Here is a 16,507-nt window from a genome sequence, read left to right as displayed (position 1 = left end):
GGTAGTTGATGCAACCGGTATTGATCAAGGCGGTAACCGAGGCGCAGTTTTCGCAACCGGCGCCGGTGGCCCAACCCGTAGGCGAAACCATTGCCCAGGCGAGCACAGCAGGTGAGCACAACCTGATTGGCGCTGCGGCCGAAAAGGGTATTTGGCAGTGCACGCCGGGCAGTTTTCGGCGTGGGGTCAAGCAAGCCGAGTACAGCTACATCATCAGCGGGGAGGGGAGCTTTACCCCCGATGGCGGGGCGCCGTTGGCGTTTTGTGCGGGCGATACCCTGTGCTTCCCGCCAGATAGCCAAGGAACATGGGAGATTCGTCAAACTGTGCGCAAGAGTTATGTGATTTTTGGCTGAGGTCCGAGATTTTGGGGCTGCAACGCTGCCCCAAAATGCTCAAATCCACCCCTCGCGAACAGTGCTGGCCGCCCGTCGATCAGCTATCAGGCGACCCGCAACCAGATCGCCGAGGCATCGTCACTGGCCTTGAAGCGCGGATAGCGCAGGCAAGCGGCGTCCTCCTGTTCTATGGCGCGCAGCGTCTGAGCCAGAGCGGCCAAGCCATGCGCCTCGAGCTGCGCGATAAAACCTGCCGGGTCGTAGACGTCATAGGTATCGAACAGCGCGGCGAAACCGTCGCTCATCAAAATCACCTCATCGCCCACGGACACCGCGCTGCGCACATAGCGTGTGCCGTCTCGGGCTTGCTGCGCATCGATGCTCAAGACGGCCTTGGGTCGCTCACGGGCAGCCCGGCGGTCGGCCACCACCGCTGGCGTGCGCACCCCGAATGCTCCGGTGCCCGGGCCCAGGGCTGCGGCTTCAGCACGTTCAGCCTCACGGTCCGGCTCGGGGGTGAGAAACCCAATGCCCTGGGCACTGCGGTGCAGCACGACACAATCGCCCATATAGGCACAGCTCAGTTCGGCACCCTCAAGGGCGACGGCGGCGAATGCAGCGCGCGGCAGCTCCCAGGCCGCGACCGGTTCGCGTCGCTGGGCCTGGGCATAGTTGGTTGCGACGGCGACAAACACCGATTCACACACCTGCTGCAAAGCGCCGGATGCCCCGTGAAAAGCCCGCTGCGCCGCTGCCGCCAGCCAGGCCGCACCACCGCGCTCACCGAGCAGACCCGGTGGGCCCAAATCTGTCGCGCCGTCGATGACCCAGGCATGCTGGTCGGCGCAGCCGATCCGGTCATCGTTGGGTACCTCTGGCTTACCGGCCAGGCTCAAGCTTTGGATCAGGTCGAAATGCATGGTCGATGGGTCTTCTCGTCGCACATGGGAGCAGGTTGGACAGGCCTGTCGGCGCGGGGTTCGCTCAGCGCTCGGCCATCTCGATGATAGCGTTGAAACCGGCCCATGCGCGCAGCCTTAGCGCCTGGCTGCCGGACATCGAGCGACTAGACTAATGCCTCTGTCCCGATCGAGGAGTACCGCCATGACCAGCAAGAACACTATTTGCCTGTGGTATGAGTGGGCGGCGCAGGAGGCGGCCGAGTTCTACGCCAAGACCTTCCCGGACAGCAAGGTGCTGGCAGTGCATAAGGCCCCAGCCGACTATCCCTCGGGGAAGGCGGGCGATGTGATTACTGTCGAGTTCAGCGTGATGGGCATTCCCTGCATCGGCCTCAATGGAGGGCCGGTGTTCAAGCACAACGAGGCGTTCTCGTTCCAGGTTGCTACCGACGATCAGGCCGAAACCGATCGTTTGTGGAATGCCATCGTCGGCAATGGCGGCGAGGAGAGTGTCTGTGGTTGGTGCAAGGACAAATGGGGTATTTCCTGGCAAATCACCCCAAGGATTCTCATCCAGGCCATTGCCAATCCTGACCAAGCCGCCGCCAAGCGGGCGTTCGAGGCGATGATGCAGATGGGCAAGATCGACGTCGCCAAGATTGAGGCGGCGTTGAACCCTAGAACCGAAGCCCCACGTTGACCATTCCCGCTGCCGCGCCGAGCACCACAAACTCTGCAGCCACCGGCCCCCAATGCGCACCGATGCCCGGAATGATTACCGGCGCAACGCCCAAATGGTTGAGCGGGATCTTGTCTTTGTATTCGCCTTTGTAGCCCTGGATCAGGCCTGCACTGAGCTTGGCATAGAGCGGAAACCGCTCATGCTCCCAGACTTTGCCGACGTAGCCATAGTAGGAGCGCTGGTTGAACGAGTTCTTGAATGTCGCCCCGCCCCAGAGCAGCCCATCGCTGTACACCCGTTCGATACCGATCAGACGTTGGTGATTGTTGTGCTCTGGGTCGGGGCTCCAGTGGCGGGTATAGGCGCTGGTCTGGATGTACCAGTAATCGCCCTGTGGCTCGCTTTGCCCAGCGCTGGCTGCGGTGCTCCAGAGGAGTAGGGCAATAGCTAGCAAAAATTGTCTGCTCATGTTCAACACCTGGCGCAACGCGCGTTATGGACACTCGCCACGCCTGCATTGGAAACCTGTCTCTGTCGGCTTGGCTGATGGTGGGAAAGGGCGCGTATGGTAGGTAGCTGACTCGCTATCGAATATCGGATTTGTCTGATAATGGCGGGTTGCAGAGGGGGATAAGGCGCCTGGGCGATGAGGCCCTCGATAAAAAACGCCCGGCTGAGCCGGGCGTCGTCGATCAGAACTTGACCTTGATACCAATCATCCCTTCATAGCTTCTGCTGTCCTTGCCAAACGCCTTCTGATAACCCAACGAGCCAGTCACTGTGGTGCGTTCATCGACCTGGTAGTCGACACCCAGGTTCAGTTCACCCCAGGTCCCACTCATGTCGGTGCCAAAGGGAATGTAGCCATCGGCCGAAGAAAACTCGGTTTTGCTCTTGCCCTTGAACTCGTGCCAGACGCTGGGGCGCACCCAGACGTTGGTGCGGTGCAGCTTGCCCTGGTCGTCTGCACGCAGGCTGTCCTTGTCGATGCGCACCCCCAGGCGGGCAGTCAGCGAGTCGACGTCTTCGAAGCGCACATCAGAGGCGTCGTCGTGGCTGTCATCGACCTTGATCTTGCTGACGATCACCTGGGCCTGCGGCTCGATGCGCAGGTTCTTGTCCTCATTGAGGTTGAACGGATAGCCCCCTTCGAGCGAGGCGGTCACGCCACGGCCGCGGGTTTTCATGGTGCCCATGTCGCTAGGGTTGGCTTGCACGTCGAAGCGGTTGAACTGCAGCACACCGTCGAGGTACCAGCCTTCCGGCCCAAAGTGGGTCCAGTAGCCGCCGACCCCATAGGCGCGGATCAGGTCGTCGCCAGCGCTGTTGCCATTGGTGTGCTCGACGTCACCTGCGATACGCCCAACGTTGAGCGACAGACCGGCCTGATCGGTACTGCCATCGACGTCTTCGTTGCGATACAGGTCAGTGCCGACCTGGAAGGCCTGGATCCGGTAGTCGTAGCTGGCACCTTGGCCCAGCTCGTCCTCACCCTTGCGGTAGATCAGCCGGCCCCAGCCCAGTGACGGGCCGTATTGTTCGGCGGCTTGTGCGGGCAGTGGCTCGCTGCTGAGCCTGCGCTCTTCACCGACCCGCTCATGCAGGGTATCGACCATGGCGTGGCTGTAGTGCAGCAACATCGAAGGCAAGGCGCGGTATAGCGTCGTTTCCGGGCGATAGTTGGGCACTTGTGGCCTAACTGGAACGATGGGGTGCTGGGGCTCAGTCGGATCGACGGGGTGCACTGGATCGACGGGTTTCACCGGATCTACAGGCTTCACCGGATCTACCGGCTTCACTGGGTCGACAGGCTTCACCGGATCTACCGGCTTCACTGGGTCGACAGGTTTCACCGGCTCGACTGGATCAACAGGGTCAACCGGCCCCCCATCAGCAGTAGAGCGCAGGTACCAGGCCTGGCGATTGCTGCCATCCAGGCTGGCCCGGTGCAGGGTGTATTCATAAGGGCCGGCCTTGACCCGGCTGAGCAAGCGGAAGGCTTGAGCATCGGTGGTCGCGCCATTGATGGCATCGACTACAAGAATCCCATTGCCCTGGGTCAGCGCGCCGGGGCCACCTGCGTTCTTGATCAACAGGTTGCTGCTGTCATCGGCCTTACCGCCATCCACCACCAGCTTGTCCGAGGGCGAACCGTCGCGGTACAGGTACGTGTTCAGGGCAAAGGTGCCATTGGCGCCGTGGTAGTTGTTGACGGTCAGGTGCTTGTAGCTGCCGGCGACTGGCGCGCTGAAGTCGATCAGGCTGGCCTCGTTGCGCAGGGTGCTGAGGTTCGAGTCGCCGGTCAGGTTCCATAGGCTGCTGTCGCGCAGATCGACCTGGGCACTGCTGCCCGCAGCGGTGCGCGCAGCGCCGTTGAGCACCGAGCCTACGACATCGATGTCGGCGTTGCCGGCACTGGCCAGCGAGCTGCCGACACCTTGTCACTGGCCGGTGCCCATGTCTGGGATGCTGCTGCCATCGCTGGCCACGGCGCTGTCGACATTCAACCATTGGCCGCTGCCACCGACGATACTGTCAGTCAGGCTGATGTCGGCGACGCCTGCGACAGCCACAGTGGCCCCGTCGCGGTTTTGCAGTACGCTGCTGTCGAGAGTGGCCTGGCCCTTGAGCAGTTCGGTGCCTTGCGCATAAAGCGCTGCGGCCTGGTCACCGGAGGCGTTGATCACACTGCGCTGGGCGTCGAGGCGCGCACCGTTCTTGGCCACGGCGGCGTGGGCCAGGTTGCCGCTGGTGTTGATCCCGACCTGATCGAGCTGAACATTGGCCTGGTTGTTCGCCAGCGCCCCCAGGGCCCGCTCGCCGTGGGTGGTGACGGTGGTGTTGCTAGCGCTCAGTAGCGCGGTGGATTCGGCCTGCAAACCATGGGACAACGCACCACTGGTTGTGATGCTCGAGTCGCTCAATTGCAGGCTGGCCGTATCGCTCTGATACTGCCGGCTGACCATGGCGCCGGTCGCTTGGTCGCCCAGGGTCTGGACGCTGACATTGTGCGCCACCAGGCTGACCTGGCCTGGCTTGAGGGTGCCGATGCCGGCATACAGGCCCATGGCATACTGCCCCTCGGTCTTCACGCTCAACCCTTCCAAGTACAGGCTGCCGCCATCGTCTACCGCAGCGCCGTAGGCCTGCGTGCCGGTGGTATGCACGGCGGTGCCGTAGACGTTGAGCACAGCCCCTGGGTTGCGCGAGGCCAGGGCGTGCGGGAAGGTCAGGTTGGATCGTACCGGTGAGCCATTGCCCGTGGTGGTTACCGAGCCGCCATACAGGGTGATGTTCGCGCCGCCGTCGGCGACCACGCCCATAGCGTTGTCGTCGCCCGAGGTGGTCACCGTGAGGTTATGAGCCACCACTGTCGAGTTACCTGCACTCAGGCCTGCTGAGTAATTGCCCTGGGTATCGATCAGGCCATTGTTGATTAGCAGCTCGGCGCCGCCCAGGGCACGTACCCCGTAGCTGGTTTTCTGCGTGGTGTGCACTTGGCTGTCGTTGAGCAGCAGGCGTGAGCCACTGCCTTCGACCAAGGCGCCCAGGCCCCAAGGGCCTGCTGCACTGCCAGCCGGGGCGAGGCGCAGGGTACTGTCGCTGACCTCGGCAGTGGCGCCTGCATTGACGTAGAGACCGTGCGCGCGATTACCGCCGACCTCGACCCGACTGGCGCTGACAATGGCGTGCGAGCCGCTGCCTTCGACTGACACGCCGTGGCTGTAGGTGCCTTCGGCGCTCAGGGTGCTGTTGTCGATCAGCACGGTGCCGCCGCCCATTGCCCGTGCGGCTGAGGCGAAGTCATTGACGGTGCCCGAGCCTTTGACAGCCACGCTGCTGTTGCGCAACGAAACCTGGCTGGCGCTGCCTTCGGCGCGGGCGCCGCCGATGTAGCTGCCGCTGGAACTGACCGTGACCGCATCGGCGTTGATGCTGGCGCCGCCGAGCGCATGCAACACGGCAGTACTGCTGGTGCTGGTGGCGGCGGAAGTATGGCTGAGGCTGGTGCGCTGCAATTGAATCTGTCCGCCGTCATCTGCCCGGGCGCCGCTGGCGGCGACTGCGCCAGTGCGTATCTCGCTGTCGCTGACAGCGATCAGGCTGGCGTTGCCAGTGGCTTTCAGGCCATGGCTGGCGCTAGTAGGGCTGCTGGCGCCAGTGGTACTGATCACGCTGGCACCGCTGATGCTGATCTTGCCGCCGCCTTGGGCCAGCACGCCAACCGAGCCTTTGGACAGGGTGCTGACCTCGCTTGCAACCAGGTCGATCTGGCTGCCAGCGCCAGTGGCGACCAGGCCCTGGTTGTTCACCCCGTTAGTGCCGCCACCGACGCTGATGGTGCTGTTGTTCAACCTCACTTGGCCGGCGTTCTTGGCGCTGACGCCGGTCAGGTTGCTGGCGGTGATCAGCGTACTGTTGGCCGCTTTGGGTATCAGCGTGACCGTCACCCCAGAGCCACTCAACTGGCCGCCATCGCTGGCCAGCCCCGTTTGGCCATTGGCGTTGGCGGCCGTCAGGGCGCTGCTGTTGACGCTACCGCGCTCGAAGCCGACGCTGCTGGCCATCTGCGCAAGCACCCCGGTGGTGCGGGCCGCGCCCAGGTTGACCGTGGCGTCGTCATGCGCACCTGCGCTGGAAACACCAATGCCATCGGCGCTGTTGAGGTTGATTGGCGCTGGCGACCCCAGCAGCCGGCTGGCGAATAACTGGGGTGCCTGCTGACTGGCTTGCAGGGCGATCTGCAGGTAGTCAGGGGAGGGCATGGCGCCCGCTGCCGAGGGCGGGTCGATAGCCATCAGCGGTGGGTCGAGGGCGCTGTCCTCGGCTTCGGCCTCGATCAGGCTGACGCTGAACAGGGCCGCCAGAATCAGGCCAATGGCCCGGCCCAGACGAGTACGTTGGAAGTGTGCAGGACGCTTGACGGTGTTCATGGCAGCCTCTTGGGCATCTGAAGTGGGATGCCTGAAGTCTGCGCGGGACGCCTGCTGGCGAATGTCGGAGGCGTTACAACCTGCTTGTAGGAGTGACTCTCGTCCGCGGCTCTGGTCTATGCTTGGCATCGGCCATTGCCGCAGAGGGAAGGCGCCATGAGCACGCTGCTGTTGGTCGATCACCTGCCGATCGTGCGTGACGGCTTGCGGGCTGTGCTTGAGCGTGCCGGCCACCAGGTACTGGGCGAAGTCGACAACGGCCTGGATGCGCTGGAGCAGTGCCGGCTGCTGCACCCGCAGGTGGTCATTCTGGAGTTATTGGTGCCGCAGCTGGGTGGGCTGGATTTGCTGCGCCGGCTGCGCGCCAGTCATCAGGTCATCAAACTGCTGGTGTACAGCGTGCAGGAGGCCAGCCTGTATGCCGCCCGTTCCTTGCAGGCCGGCGCCGATGCCTATGTGTGCAAGAGCGAAGCGCTTGGCCAATTGCACAGCGCCCTGCAGGCGCTCAGCCATGGACGCAGCTACTTCCCCCGTGAAGTCGCCCGCCAGGACCTCGACGGTGCAGGCGAAGATGACTTGACCCAGCTTTCCGGGCGCGAACTCACCGTGTTGCAGATGCTCAGCCAAGGGTTGAGTAACAAGGACATCGCCGAGCAGCTCAGCCTCAGTTACAAGACCATCAGCACCTACAAGGCGCGTCTGCATCAGAAGCTCAAGGTCGGCAACGATTTCCAGTTGCTCGAAGTCGCCCGCAGCCATGGCTTGGTTGCCGGCGACGAGGCGAGCAGGGCGCAGGCGCCTTCCAGCGACCCGCAACTGCTACGCGAGCACGGCTTGTTACGGGCGCTGCTCGACGCTGCCCCCTACCCGATGTTCGTGCGCGACCTCGCAGGCCGCCTGCTGATGTGTAACCGCCGCTACCTGGCCTACGCCGGAGAAAGTTTCGAAGCGATCCACGGCTCTACCATCGACCAGGCGCTGTGGTTGCCTGCGCCGTTGCGCGAGCGTTCACGGCAGCGCTTCACCGAGGCGGTTGCGCGGCAAGAGCCGTTTCTGGCCGAAGCGGTGATCGAGCATCTGGGCGAAGTGGTTGCCATGCATATCTGGTGCACACCGTTTCGCGACCAGAGCGGTCAATTGGTGGCCATGCTGGGCGGCATGCGTGACCTCACCGAGCGCGATCGGCTGCTCTCGATATTGCGTCACGAGGGCGCCGAGGCGCGCTATGAAAGCCACCTGAAGAGCTCGACCCTGGCAGCTGTCAGCCAGGAACTTGGGCAAATGCTGGCGGTGTTTCGAACCGCTGTGCAACGCGTGCTTGCGCTAAGCGATGAGCCCTTGCGCCCAGCTCTGCAAAGCCTGGCAGAACACGTTCAAGCCATGTACCAGTGCCTGGCCAAGGTCGATGCCCTGATGGATCAGGATGACCACCCAGGTCAGGCGCAACGCGCCGCGCATGACCTGGGCAACCTGACCGAAGCGATCCTGGCGCCGGTGCGCCAGCAACTGCAAGCGCGGGGCTGTGAGCTGGACCTGGGGCCAGGGCTGCGTGCACTGCAAAGCGCGTGGATCGATGCTCGCCACTACCGGCAATTGCTCGAGGGCCTGTGCGGCTACCTGCAACTGCGGCCATTGCCGGCGCACCTGAGCTTGCGTCTGGCTACCCGGATTCAACCGCGAGGCTTGTTGCGCCTGAGCCTGGAGCTGACGCCCTGGTACCCGGCCCTAGAGCAAGCGCCGTGCGAAGTGTCGGCGTATGCCACTCTCCAGCGCCTGCTTTTGCGCTTGCAGGGGCGCGCTCAAACCCTTGCCCCTGATGACGGTGACACGCTGGTACTGCGAGTAGAAATGGACCTGCCACAGGTGCTTGCCGACAGCGCGCAATGAAACCAAGACGCTCGAGCCGCGACCGCTCAACGTCAACACGAGGGCGCATACCTGTTGGCTGGATGCAACTGTTGCGCTCAGACGTGCACATCGACAGCCTGGGCGGGCGTGTGCGTGAGCTGCTGGCGTTGCAGCCGTATCAGCTCTCTGGCAACGCGCCTGAGTCTTGATCGCCCTGGGCAGCCAACTTCGCCCGGTCTGCTTTGCAGATGTATTTAGGTTTGTTTTTGGGAGCCAGTTTGGCGCTGGCTTTTTTCGCGTGAGCCTTTAACAGCTGCTTGATTTTTTTCTGCCGATTCATGGTTTCAACTCGATTCGTGACTGCGTGGGATATCAACCCGATCCCAGGGGCTCGGTCGAACGGCTGGCTAGCCGGTGTCCGCGATGGCGAAATTCTACTCCATTGCTGCGGGATCGGTATCGATCTGCGTGGCGCGGACAAGCACCGCCGCTGACTGAGCGGCCTTCGAGCACCTCGCCCCGCTTAGCGTCGAGCCAAATGCTGCTGCGGCGCCATGAACGCTGCATGGAAGTAGCTGCGCAGCGCCTGCATCGCCGGGCTTAATTCGCGCTCGCGATGCCAGGCCAGGCCAACGCTCATGGGCGTGACCTGATCGCTGATGGTCACGGTCTCGATGCGCTTGCCTTCCAACGACCACGGACGGTGCACCAGATCCGACAGAATCGCCACGCCGCTGCCATTGGCAACCATGCTGCGCACCGCCTCGACCGAGCTTGTGCGCACGCGCACATCTGGTTGCTGCCCAGCCTGTTGCCAATACCGCATCGCGCTTTGTTCGGCTTCATCGACCGTAAGCAGGATGTAGGGTTGCTGGGCGACATCGGCCAGGCTCACCGCCGAGCGTTCGCACAGCGGGTGATGGCTGGGCAGCCACAGTCGGCGTTCGGAGTTGAACAGCGTCTCGGAAACGATATCCGGGTGGGTAAGGTTGGCGGTCAATACCACGGCCATGTCGAAGCGACCTTCGAGCAACCCCTGCTCGATGGCGCTGCGCTCCTGTTCATGAACCTCGATCAGCACATCGGGGTGCCAGTGCTCCAGGCGTTGCAGGTGATGCGGCAGAAAGTAACCAATGACCGTATAGCTCGCTGCCAGGCGCAGCAGACCGCTGGCGCGTACATCCGGCAGCGGGCTGTTCAGCGCATCGTCGACGCTGCGCAGGATCACGTAGGCGCGGTTGAGAAAATGCCGGCCAGCGTCGGTCAGGCTCATGCCTTGGGCCGAGCGCTGGAACAGCAGCGCGCCGAGCATGGCCTCCAGCTCCTTGATCGCGGTGGTCACCGCCGACTGGGAAATGTTCAGGTGCAGCGCCGCCTGGGAGATCTGGCCGATCTCGGCGGTGGCAACGAAATAGCGCACCTGGCGCAAGGTCAGCGACATGCAGGCTCCGGTAATGGGTATCTGTTTTTCAGAAGACAGCCCATCTGTTTATAGATCTTCCCAAGGGGTGCTGGGGAATTTAACGTGGGCTGCAGCAACCCACAAGCAGGCACCGTAGGAGAGCGCACAATGCAGGTCGTGGATTTCAACTCGGACATGGGCGAGGGCTTTGGCCCCTGGACCATCGGCGATGGCGTCGACCATGAGCTGATGGCCTTCATCAGTTCGGCCAACATCGCCACCGGTTTTCATGCCGGCGACCCCGGCACCATGCGCCGTACGGTGGAGCGGGCCAAGGCGTTGGGCGTGGCTATCGGTGCTCACCCAGGCTTTCGCGACCTGGTCGGCTTTGGCCGTCGGCACATCAATGCCCCGGCGCAGGAACTGGTCGATGACATGCTCTACCAGCTTGGCGCCCTGCGCGAGATCGCTCGCGCCCAAGGCGTGGCCTTGCAGCACGTCAAGCCCCATGGCGCGCTGTACATGCACTTGGCGCGCGATGAAGAGGCTGCACGCTTGCTGGTTGAAAACCTGCAGCGGCTGGAGCCTGAACTGCTGCTGTACTGCATGCCCGGCTCGGTGATCTGCCGCATTGCCCAAACGCTTGGCCAGCCAGTGATTCGCGAGTTCTATGCCGACCGCGAATATGACCTGAGCGGCTCGATCGTGTTTACCCGGAACGTTCGCGGCTATGAGCCAAGCCATGTCGCCGAGCGGGTCTTGCGGGCCTGCCAAGAGGGGGTAGTGCGTACGGTCGAAGGCCAGGACCTGCCGATCAGCTTCGATTCCATTTGCCTGCATAGCGATACCCCAGGCGCCCTGCAGCTGGTCGAGGCCACACGCAAGGCCCTGGATGCTGCGGGGATCAGCGTGCGCGCGCCGCGCTGACGTCAACGGGCACCTGGCGCATACAGACCAGGGTCCGCAGCGTTGTTTTTGCCTGCCTTTCTACAAGTATTCCAAGAGGAACAGTCATGGCCGAGCATGCTTTCATCATTCCACTGCCTCGCCCCGGAGGCGCGAAATGAACGCGCCGATCCGCTACAGCTTTGGCGCCGACGAACACCTGTTTGCCGAGGTCAGCGACCGCATGTCGCTGGAGGCCTTCTTCAAAGGCATGGCCGTGACCCGCGCGGTCGAGCGCCTGCAACTGGATGGGGTGCTCGATGTGTGCCTGGCCAACGCCTCGTTCCAGATCCGCTTCGATCCTGATCGCATCGCCCCGCAGGCGCTGCTCGAAGCGGTGCAGGGCGCGGAGGCCGAGGCCGTCGCCGAGCGCTCGTTGCACACGCGGATCATCGAGATCCCGGTGCTGTACAACGATCCCTGGACCCATGAAACGCTGATGCGTTTTCGCGACCGGCATCAGGACCCAGACGCCACCGACCTTGAGTACGCGGCGCGGATCAATGGCCTGGCCGATGTCGAGGCGTTCATTGCCGCCCACAGCGGTGCGCCGTGGTTCGTGTCGATGGTCGGCTTCGTTGCCGGCTTGCCGTTCATGTTCCAGATGGTCGAGCGTGAACGTCAGCTGCAAGTGCCCAAGTATTTGCGTCCACGGACCGACACGCCGAAGCTGACCCTGGGCCATGGCGGGTGCTTTGGCTGCATCTACTCAGTGCGCGGGGCAGGTGGCTATCAGATGTTCGGCGTAACCCCCGCGCCGATCTACGATCCGCAGCAGCAGTTGGATTACCTCAAGGAACACATGGTGTTCTTCCGGCCGGGCGATATCGTCCAGTTCAAACCAATTGACCGCGATGCCTATGACCAGGCTGTGGATGAGGTTGAAAGCGGCCGGTTCACTCTGCGCATCCGTTCGGTGGAATTCTCCCTGGATGCTTTTTTAGCCGACCCGGTTGGCTATCCCCAGTCGCTGCAGGAGGCATTGGCATGATCAAGGTACTCAAGCCTGGCCTGGCCACCTCGGTGCAGGACCTGGGCCGTGAAGGCTACTACCACCTGGGGATCCCGCCATCGGGTGCGCTCGACCAATATGCGCTGCGCGCGGCTAACCAACTGGTCGGCAACCCGGCCGGCGCAGCCGGGCTGGAATGCTCCCTGGTGGGGCCGGAGCTGGAGTTCCAGGCCGATGCCCTGGTGGCGGTGTGCGGCGCGCAGATGCCGGTGCGCCTGGACGGGGTGGAGCAGTATCCGGACACGGCGTTCAAGGTCCGCGCCGGGCAGGTGTTGCGCTTTGACTTCCCCCGCGCCGGCGCGCGCGCCTATCTGGCGGTGGCCGGTGGCATCGATGTCCCGCAGGTGCTGGGCAGTCGCTCCACCTACGGGTTGGGCGCGCTGGGTGGTTGGCAGGGGCGCAAGCTGGTGGCGGGCGACCTGTTGCCGGTGGGTGTGGCCAGCGGTAAAAGCCGCGCAGGTGCCAGCCTGCCGATGGCCCTGCGGCAGAGTCTGGGCGGGGAGGTGCTGCTGCGGGTGGTGCCCGGTCTGTACTACGACCGCTTGACGGCGACGGCCGCGCGCGACTTCTTCAGCGATGCCTGGACGGTGGGGTCCGAGGCGGACCGAATCGGCTATCGCTTCAAGGGCGGTAGCGCGTTGAGTTTCCAGCCGCGCGAGCAACCTTTTGGTGCGGGCTCCGATCCTTCTAATATCGTCGACAGTTGCTACCCGATTGGTTCGATCCAGGTACCGGCAGGCTTGGAGCCGATCATCCTGCACCGGGATGCGGTATCCGGTGGCGGTTACGCGATGATTGGCACGGTGATCAGTGCTGACCTGGATTTGATCGGCCAGATGCAGCCCAACCAGCAGGCGCGGTTCGTTGAGGTGACGCTTGAGCAGGCGTTGGAGGCGCGGCGTTCATACAAGAAGCGCCTGGCGTTTGTGCAGCGGCTGTTTACCTGAAAGCCAGCGCTTGTTGGGTCAGTTGTGGCGCTATCGCGGGGCAAGCCCGCTTCTACACGATCTGCGCAGCACGCATCGATCGTGTAGGAGCGTCGCGTGCTGCGTCGTACAAAGTCGGCAGGTCGTTGAACGCGCAAGAACGATCAAATCCCCACCCCAGACATTTGCTACTGTCGGCGCTGCTTTGGAGGAGCATCGTCATGCGCAGTATCGAAAATATCCTGTGGTTCATCGAGTCGGAGTTGCAGTCGGAGCTCGACCTGGGTCGGGTTGCCCAGCGCTTCGACCTGTCGCCGTTCGCCCTGTCGCGTTATTTCTCGCTGACCACCGGTTGGCCGGTGATGCGCTACATCCGTGCCCGTCGGCTTAGCGACGCGGCCCTGGCGCTGCGTAACGGTCAGCCGGACATCTTGCAGGTGGCGTTGACGGCAGGCTATGGCTCCCACGAAGCCTTCACCCGTGCGTTCTGCGAGCAATTTGGCGTCACGCCGAAACAGGTTCGCGAGCAGCCCGACAATGACCTTTCCCTGGTTGAGCCGCTGAGAATGAAACAACTGAAATTGATCGAGTTGCCCGAGCCGCGTTTCGAGCGTCGTGGCGAGTGGGTTATCGCAGGCGTAGGTGGGCGATTTACCTTCGACAAGAACGAGGGCATCGTCGGCCTGTGGCAGGCGTTCGATCCGTACATGGACCAGGTGCCCGGCCAGGTAGGGCGTTGGTGCTATGGGCTGTGCTGCAACCCTGGGGAGGATGGCAGCTTTGAGTACATCGCCGGTATCGAAGTGTCGCGCATCGATGGGCTGCCAGCGTCATTTCGCTCATTCAAGGTGGCGCCGCAGGACTATGCGGTGTTTCGCCATCAAGGCCACATTTCGATGATCCACCAGACGATGTTCACCATTTTCAATCAGTGGCTGCCAGCGTCAGACTACCGCTTTGCCGATGCGCCTGAGTTCGAGGCCTACAGCCCTGACTTTGATCCGGGGCGTGAGACCGGTTACGTCGAGGTGTGGATTCCGATAGCCCGCCGTTGAGGCGTGCGCCAAGCGAGGCTCAGACGTACTAACAGCAGATCAAGGGTGATGGGCGCGTGGGCTGACAAAGGTCAGCGATAGCGGAGCAAAGCGAGGAGGGTGAGGTGCGCGTCCCTGCGCAGAATGGATAGGGGCGATGACTTAGAAGCTGTATTTGGCCGTCAGCATCATGTTGCGTGGGGCGCCATAAGTGTCGCCGCCGTACTGCCAGGAAGAGGAGATCGACGAGTAGTATTTGCGATCGAAGATGTTGTTGGCATTGAGTTGCAGGTCCAGGTGCTGGTTGACCTGGTAGCCGGCCATCACGTCAGTGACGGCATAGGCGCCCTGGATCAAGCGGTAGTTGCTGCCGTCGCTAAGCGCGATGTCGTTGTACATGCGGCTCTGCCAGTAGACGTTGCCGCCGACGCGCAGTTTTTCCAGCGGGCCCTGGAAGCGGTAGACAGTCGAGAGCTTGAACATGCGCTCGGGCAAGTCGGTGGTGAGCTGCTTGTTGACCTTCTCCGGGCTTTTTTCATCCTTGGTGGTGTGCGCGCGGGCATAGGTGTAACCGGCGCCGACCTGCCAGTTCTCGGTCAGTGCGCCCTGCAGCTCCAACTCGATACCCTGGCTGCGAACCTCACCGGAGGCCTCGTAGCACGCCAGTTGTGGGCACGGTACGTCGACTTGTACGGCTCGGTTTTCCTGGTCGATGCGGAACACCGCCAAGCTTGCGTTCAGGGCGCCGTCGAAGTACTCACCCTTGATGCCGACCTCGTAGTTCTTGCCCACGATCGGCTTGACCGGCGTGCCGGAGACGTCCTTGGAGCTCTGCGGGTTGAAGATGTCGCTGTAGCTGACATACACCGAGTGATGCTCGTCCAGATCGTAGATCAGGCCGGCATAGCGGGTGACGTTGCGGGTCACCTTGTAGCTGGCGTCGGAGTCGTCACGGTTGTCGTAGTCGTACCAGTCCAGGCGCCCACCGAGGATCAGTTTCAGCGGGTCGGCCAGGCTCAGGCGGGTGCTCATGTAGACCGCATCCTGGGTGGTGACTTCACGCGTGTTGTCGGTGTGGACGAAGTTCGGCTTCGGCCCATTGAGCGGCCAGAACATGTTGTAGGGGCTGTAGTTGTTGGTGGTCATGTCATAGATGCGTTTGCTCGCACCCACCACCAGTTCGTGGCTGCGACCAAAGGCTTGGAATGGGCCGCTGGCGAACGCGTCCAGGCCGGCCTGGTTTTCTTCCTGGCCAGACTGGTAGACGGTTCTTTGCAGCGACTGGTCGGCGGCCCAGCGCGACTGATAGGAACCGGAGAACAGCGCATCCTGCTCGCTATAGGTGGCATTGACCTGCAGTTTCCAGTCGTTGGCCAGGCGCTGGCGCACCTCGGCGAACACTGTGTTGATTTCCTGGTCTTTGTTTTCCCAGTCAGTGCCTGGGTTGTACGAGCGCGGCAAATCCAGGTGGTGGCCGTCCAGGCCGACCATCGACGCGCCCCAGAAGTAATTGGTCTTGTCTTTCTGGTTGGAGAAGCCCAGCGTCAGGGTGGTGTCGTCGCTCAGGTCCGCTTCAGTGATCGCATAGAACAGGCCATGGCTTTCCTCCATGCTGTCGACGAAACCGTTGGCGTCACGATAAGAGGCGACCACTCGTCCGCGCAGGGTGCCGCTGTCGTTGAGCGGGCTGGAGGCGTCGATCTCGCCGCGGTAGTTGTCCCAAGTGCCGGCAGCCCCGGTCAGGGTGACTTTCTGTTCGGCCAGCGGGCGCTTGCGGACCAGGTTGATCGCTGCCGAGGGGTTGCCGCTACCGGTAACCAGGCCGGTTGCGCCACGCACTACTTCCACCCGGTCGAACATTGCCAGGTTCGGCTGGGCGCCGACCGTCCAGCCCTGATAGTTGCTGGGGATACCGTCATACATCAGGTTATCGATATCAAAGCCGCGCGCCGAATACGTCTGGCGACCTGGGCCGCTGGATTGGCTGAGGAACAGGCCGGGGCTGTACTTGACCACATCGTTGATGCTGGTCATGGCCTGGTCGTCCATGCGCTGACGGGTGATCACGGTCACCGCTTGTGGGGTCTCGCGCAGGCTCAAGGGCAATTTGGTTGCAGTCGCCATGGCGCCGGTGGTGTAGGAGGTCGTTCCTTCTGTCGTGCTGCCCAGACCGGTAGAGCTGACCTCGGTAGCGCCGAGCTCCATTACCGCACCATTGGATTGCGCCTGATCCTTAGGCTGGTCGGCTTCCTCGGCCAGCGCCGGAGCGACGGTCGCCATACAGATGGCCATGGCCAGTAGATTGCGTGAGGGGCTGAAGCGGCGTTGCGAAGAAGGGCGCGACATGAGCAGCGGTTCCTGACGGGTTGAAAGAGCAAATAATTCTGCGTCTGAGAATGATTAGCAATCAGTGTGTCAGGATTTGTCGCAGGAAAAAAGACTGGTTTCCTACAATTTTTTAGGAAATTTTCACATTTGCAGGCG

The 16,507-nt window shown here is 62.6% G+C and carries 14 protein-coding genes; 7 read left to right on the top strand and 7 right to left on the bottom strand.

The features are described from left to right. Window positions 1-8 precede the first annotated feature (8 nt). Window positions 9-356, top strand: coding sequence for a cupin domain-containing protein (locus tag HU737_RS11745; protein ID WP_186555119.1), 348 nt, complete (start codon window positions 9-11; stop codon window positions 354-356). 86 nt (window positions 357-442) lie between these two features. Here HU737_RS11745 and HU737_RS11740 read toward each other — a convergent pair whose 3' ends face one another. Beyond that, window positions 443-1,258, bottom strand: a complete 816-nt coding sequence (locus tag HU737_RS11740; RefSeq protein WP_186555120.1) for a protein phosphatase 2C domain-containing protein — start codon at window positions 1,256-1,258, stop codon at window positions 443-445. 184 nt (window positions 1,259-1,442) lie between these two features. Between HU737_RS11740 and HU737_RS11735 the strand changes: the two genes are divergently transcribed. Continuing rightward, window positions 1,443-1,940: a VOC family protein gene (locus HU737_RS11735; protein ID WP_186555121.1), complete on the top strand. Its 498-nt coding sequence runs from the start codon at window positions 1,443-1,445 to the stop codon at window positions 1,938-1,940. Here HU737_RS11735 and HU737_RS11730 read toward each other — a convergent pair. From HU737_RS11730 to HU737_RS26190, 3 genes are all read right to left on the bottom strand, one after another. Then, window positions 1,918-2,391 (bottom strand): sn-glycerol-3-phosphate transporter, encoded by a 474-nt coding sequence (locus tag HU737_RS11730; protein WP_186555122.1) that lies wholly within the window; start codon window positions 2,389-2,391, stop codon window positions 1,918-1,920. The two genes, HU737_RS11735 and HU737_RS11730, sit on opposite strands and share 23 nt — an antisense overlap. A gap of 223 nt (window positions 2,392-2,614) precedes the next feature. After that, window positions 2,615-4,303, bottom strand: coding sequence for an autotransporter family protein (locus HU737_RS26195; protein WP_367616028.1), 1,689 nt, complete (start codon window positions 4,301-4,303; stop codon window positions 2,615-2,617). A 60-nt stretch (window positions 4,304-4,363) separates the two neighbouring features. Continuing rightward, a complete protein-coding gene (locus HU737_RS26190) occupies window positions 4,364-6,856 on the bottom strand; it encodes a beta strand repeat-containing protein (protein ID WP_225915607.1) in 2,493 nt (830 codons plus the stop codon). Between the two features lie 156 nt (window positions 6,857-7,012). Between HU737_RS26190 and HU737_RS11720 the strand changes: the two genes are divergently transcribed. Then, a complete protein-coding gene (locus HU737_RS11720; RefSeq protein ID WP_186555123.1) occupies window positions 7,013-8,743 on the top strand; it encodes a LuxR C-terminal-related transcriptional regulator in 1,731 nt (576 codons plus the stop codon). 139 nt (window positions 8,744-8,882) lie between these two features. On the opposite strand, the gene HU737_RS11715 is transcribed toward HU737_RS11720, so the two are convergent. Then, on the bottom strand, window positions 8,883-9,044 hold the full coding sequence (locus tag HU737_RS11715) for a DUF2986 domain-containing protein (protein ID WP_186555124.1): 162 nt from the start codon (window positions 9,042-9,044) through the stop codon (window positions 8,883-8,885). Window positions 9,045-9,227: 183 nt separating this feature from the next. Next, complete coding sequence (locus tag HU737_RS11710; RefSeq protein WP_186555125.1) at window positions 9,228-10,145, bottom strand: LysR family transcriptional regulator; 918 nt, start codon at window positions 10,143-10,145, stop codon at window positions 9,228-9,230. Between the two features lie 129 nt (window positions 10,146-10,274). On the opposite strand from HU737_RS11710, the gene HU737_RS11705 reads away from it, so the two are divergent. The 4 genes from HU737_RS11705 (at window position 10,275) to HU737_RS11690 (ending at window position 14,044) form a co-directional block, all read left to right on the top strand. Beyond that, window positions 10,275-11,033: a 5-oxoprolinase subunit PxpA gene (locus HU737_RS11705; protein WP_186555126.1), complete on the top strand. Its 759-nt coding sequence runs from the start codon at window positions 10,275-10,277 to the stop codon at window positions 11,031-11,033. A gap of 136 nt (window positions 11,034-11,169) precedes the next feature. Then, the gene (locus HU737_RS11700) at window positions 11,170-12,042 is read left to right on the top strand and encodes a 5-oxoprolinase subunit B family protein (protein WP_186555127.1); all 873 of its coding nucleotides are present in this window, start codon (window positions 11,170-11,172) and stop codon (window positions 12,040-12,042) included. Further along, window positions 12,039-13,010 (top strand): 5-oxoprolinase subunit C family protein, encoded by a 972-nt coding sequence (locus tag HU737_RS11695; protein WP_186555128.1) that lies wholly within the window; start codon window positions 12,039-12,041, stop codon window positions 13,008-13,010. Before HU737_RS11700 ends, HU737_RS11695 begins: the two co-directional genes overlap by 4 nt. A gap of 200 nt (window positions 13,011-13,210) precedes the next feature. Beyond that, window positions 13,211-14,044 (top strand): AraC family transcriptional regulator, encoded by an 834-nt coding sequence (locus HU737_RS11690; protein ID WP_186555129.1) that lies wholly within the window; start codon window positions 13,211-13,213, stop codon window positions 14,042-14,044. Window positions 14,045-14,185: 141 nt separating this feature from the next. On the opposite strand, the gene HU737_RS11685 is transcribed toward HU737_RS11690, so the two are convergent. Continuing rightward, window positions 14,186-16,369, bottom strand: a complete 2,184-nt coding sequence (locus HU737_RS11685; RefSeq protein WP_186555130.1) for a TonB-dependent siderophore receptor — start codon at window positions 16,367-16,369, stop codon at window positions 14,186-14,188. Window positions 16,370-16,507 lie beyond the last annotated feature (138 nt).

It is taken from the genome of Pseudomonas urmiensis, from assembly GCF_014268815.2.
GTDB classification, from domain to species: Bacteria; Pseudomonadota; Gammaproteobacteria; order Pseudomonadales; family Pseudomonadaceae; genus Aquipseudomonas; species Aquipseudomonas urmiensis.
The sequence above is the reverse complement of the archived record's forward strand: the minus strand, read 5'-3'. Positions and strand labels throughout refer to the sequence as shown.

Excerpts from the sequence above, each read along its gene's own strand:
- HU737_RS11745 (WP_186555119.1), top strand. The coding sequence starts at position 9 with ATGCAACCGGTATTGATCAAGGCGGTAACCGAGGCGCAGTTTTCGCAA.
- HU737_RS11740 (WP_186555120.1), bottom strand. The coding sequence starts at position 1,258 with ATGCATTTCGACCTGATCCAAAGCTTGAGCCTGGCCGGTAAGCCAGAG.
- HU737_RS11735 (WP_186555121.1), top strand. The coding sequence starts at position 1,443 with ATGACCAGCAAGAACACTATTTGCCTGTGGTATGAGTGGGCGGCGCAG.
- HU737_RS11730 (WP_186555122.1), bottom strand. The coding sequence starts at position 2,391 with ATGAGCAGACAATTTTTGCTAGCTATTGCCCTACTCCTCTGGAGCACC.
- HU737_RS26190 (WP_225915607.1), bottom strand. The coding sequence starts at position 6,856 with ATGAACACCGTCAAGCGTCCTGCACACTTCCAACGTACTCGTCTGGGC.
- HU737_RS11720 (WP_186555123.1), top strand. The coding sequence starts at position 7,013 with ATGAGCACGCTGCTGTTGGTCGATCACCTGCCGATCGTGCGTGACGGC.
- HU737_RS11715 (WP_186555124.1), bottom strand. The coding sequence starts at position 9,044 with ATGAATCGGCAGAAAAAAATCAAGCAGCTGTTAAAGGCTCACGCGAAA.
- HU737_RS11710 (WP_186555125.1), bottom strand. The coding sequence starts at position 10,145 with ATGTCGCTGACCTTGCGCCAGGTGCGCTATTTCGTTGCCACCGCCGAG.
- HU737_RS11705 (WP_186555126.1), top strand. The coding sequence starts at position 10,275 with ATGCAGGTCGTGGATTTCAACTCGGACATGGGCGAGGGCTTTGGCCCC.
- HU737_RS11700 (WP_186555127.1), top strand. The coding sequence starts at position 11,170 with ATGAACGCGCCGATCCGCTACAGCTTTGGCGCCGACGAACACCTGTTT.
- HU737_RS11695 (WP_186555128.1), top strand. The coding sequence starts at position 12,039 with ATGATCAAGGTACTCAAGCCTGGCCTGGCCACCTCGGTGCAGGACCTG.
- HU737_RS11690 (WP_186555129.1), top strand. The coding sequence starts at position 13,211 with ATGCGCAGTATCGAAAATATCCTGTGGTTCATCGAGTCGGAGTTGCAG.
- HU737_RS11685 (WP_186555130.1), bottom strand. The coding sequence starts at position 16,369 with ATGTCGCGCCCTTCTTCGCAACGCCGCTTCAGCCCCTCACGCAATCTA.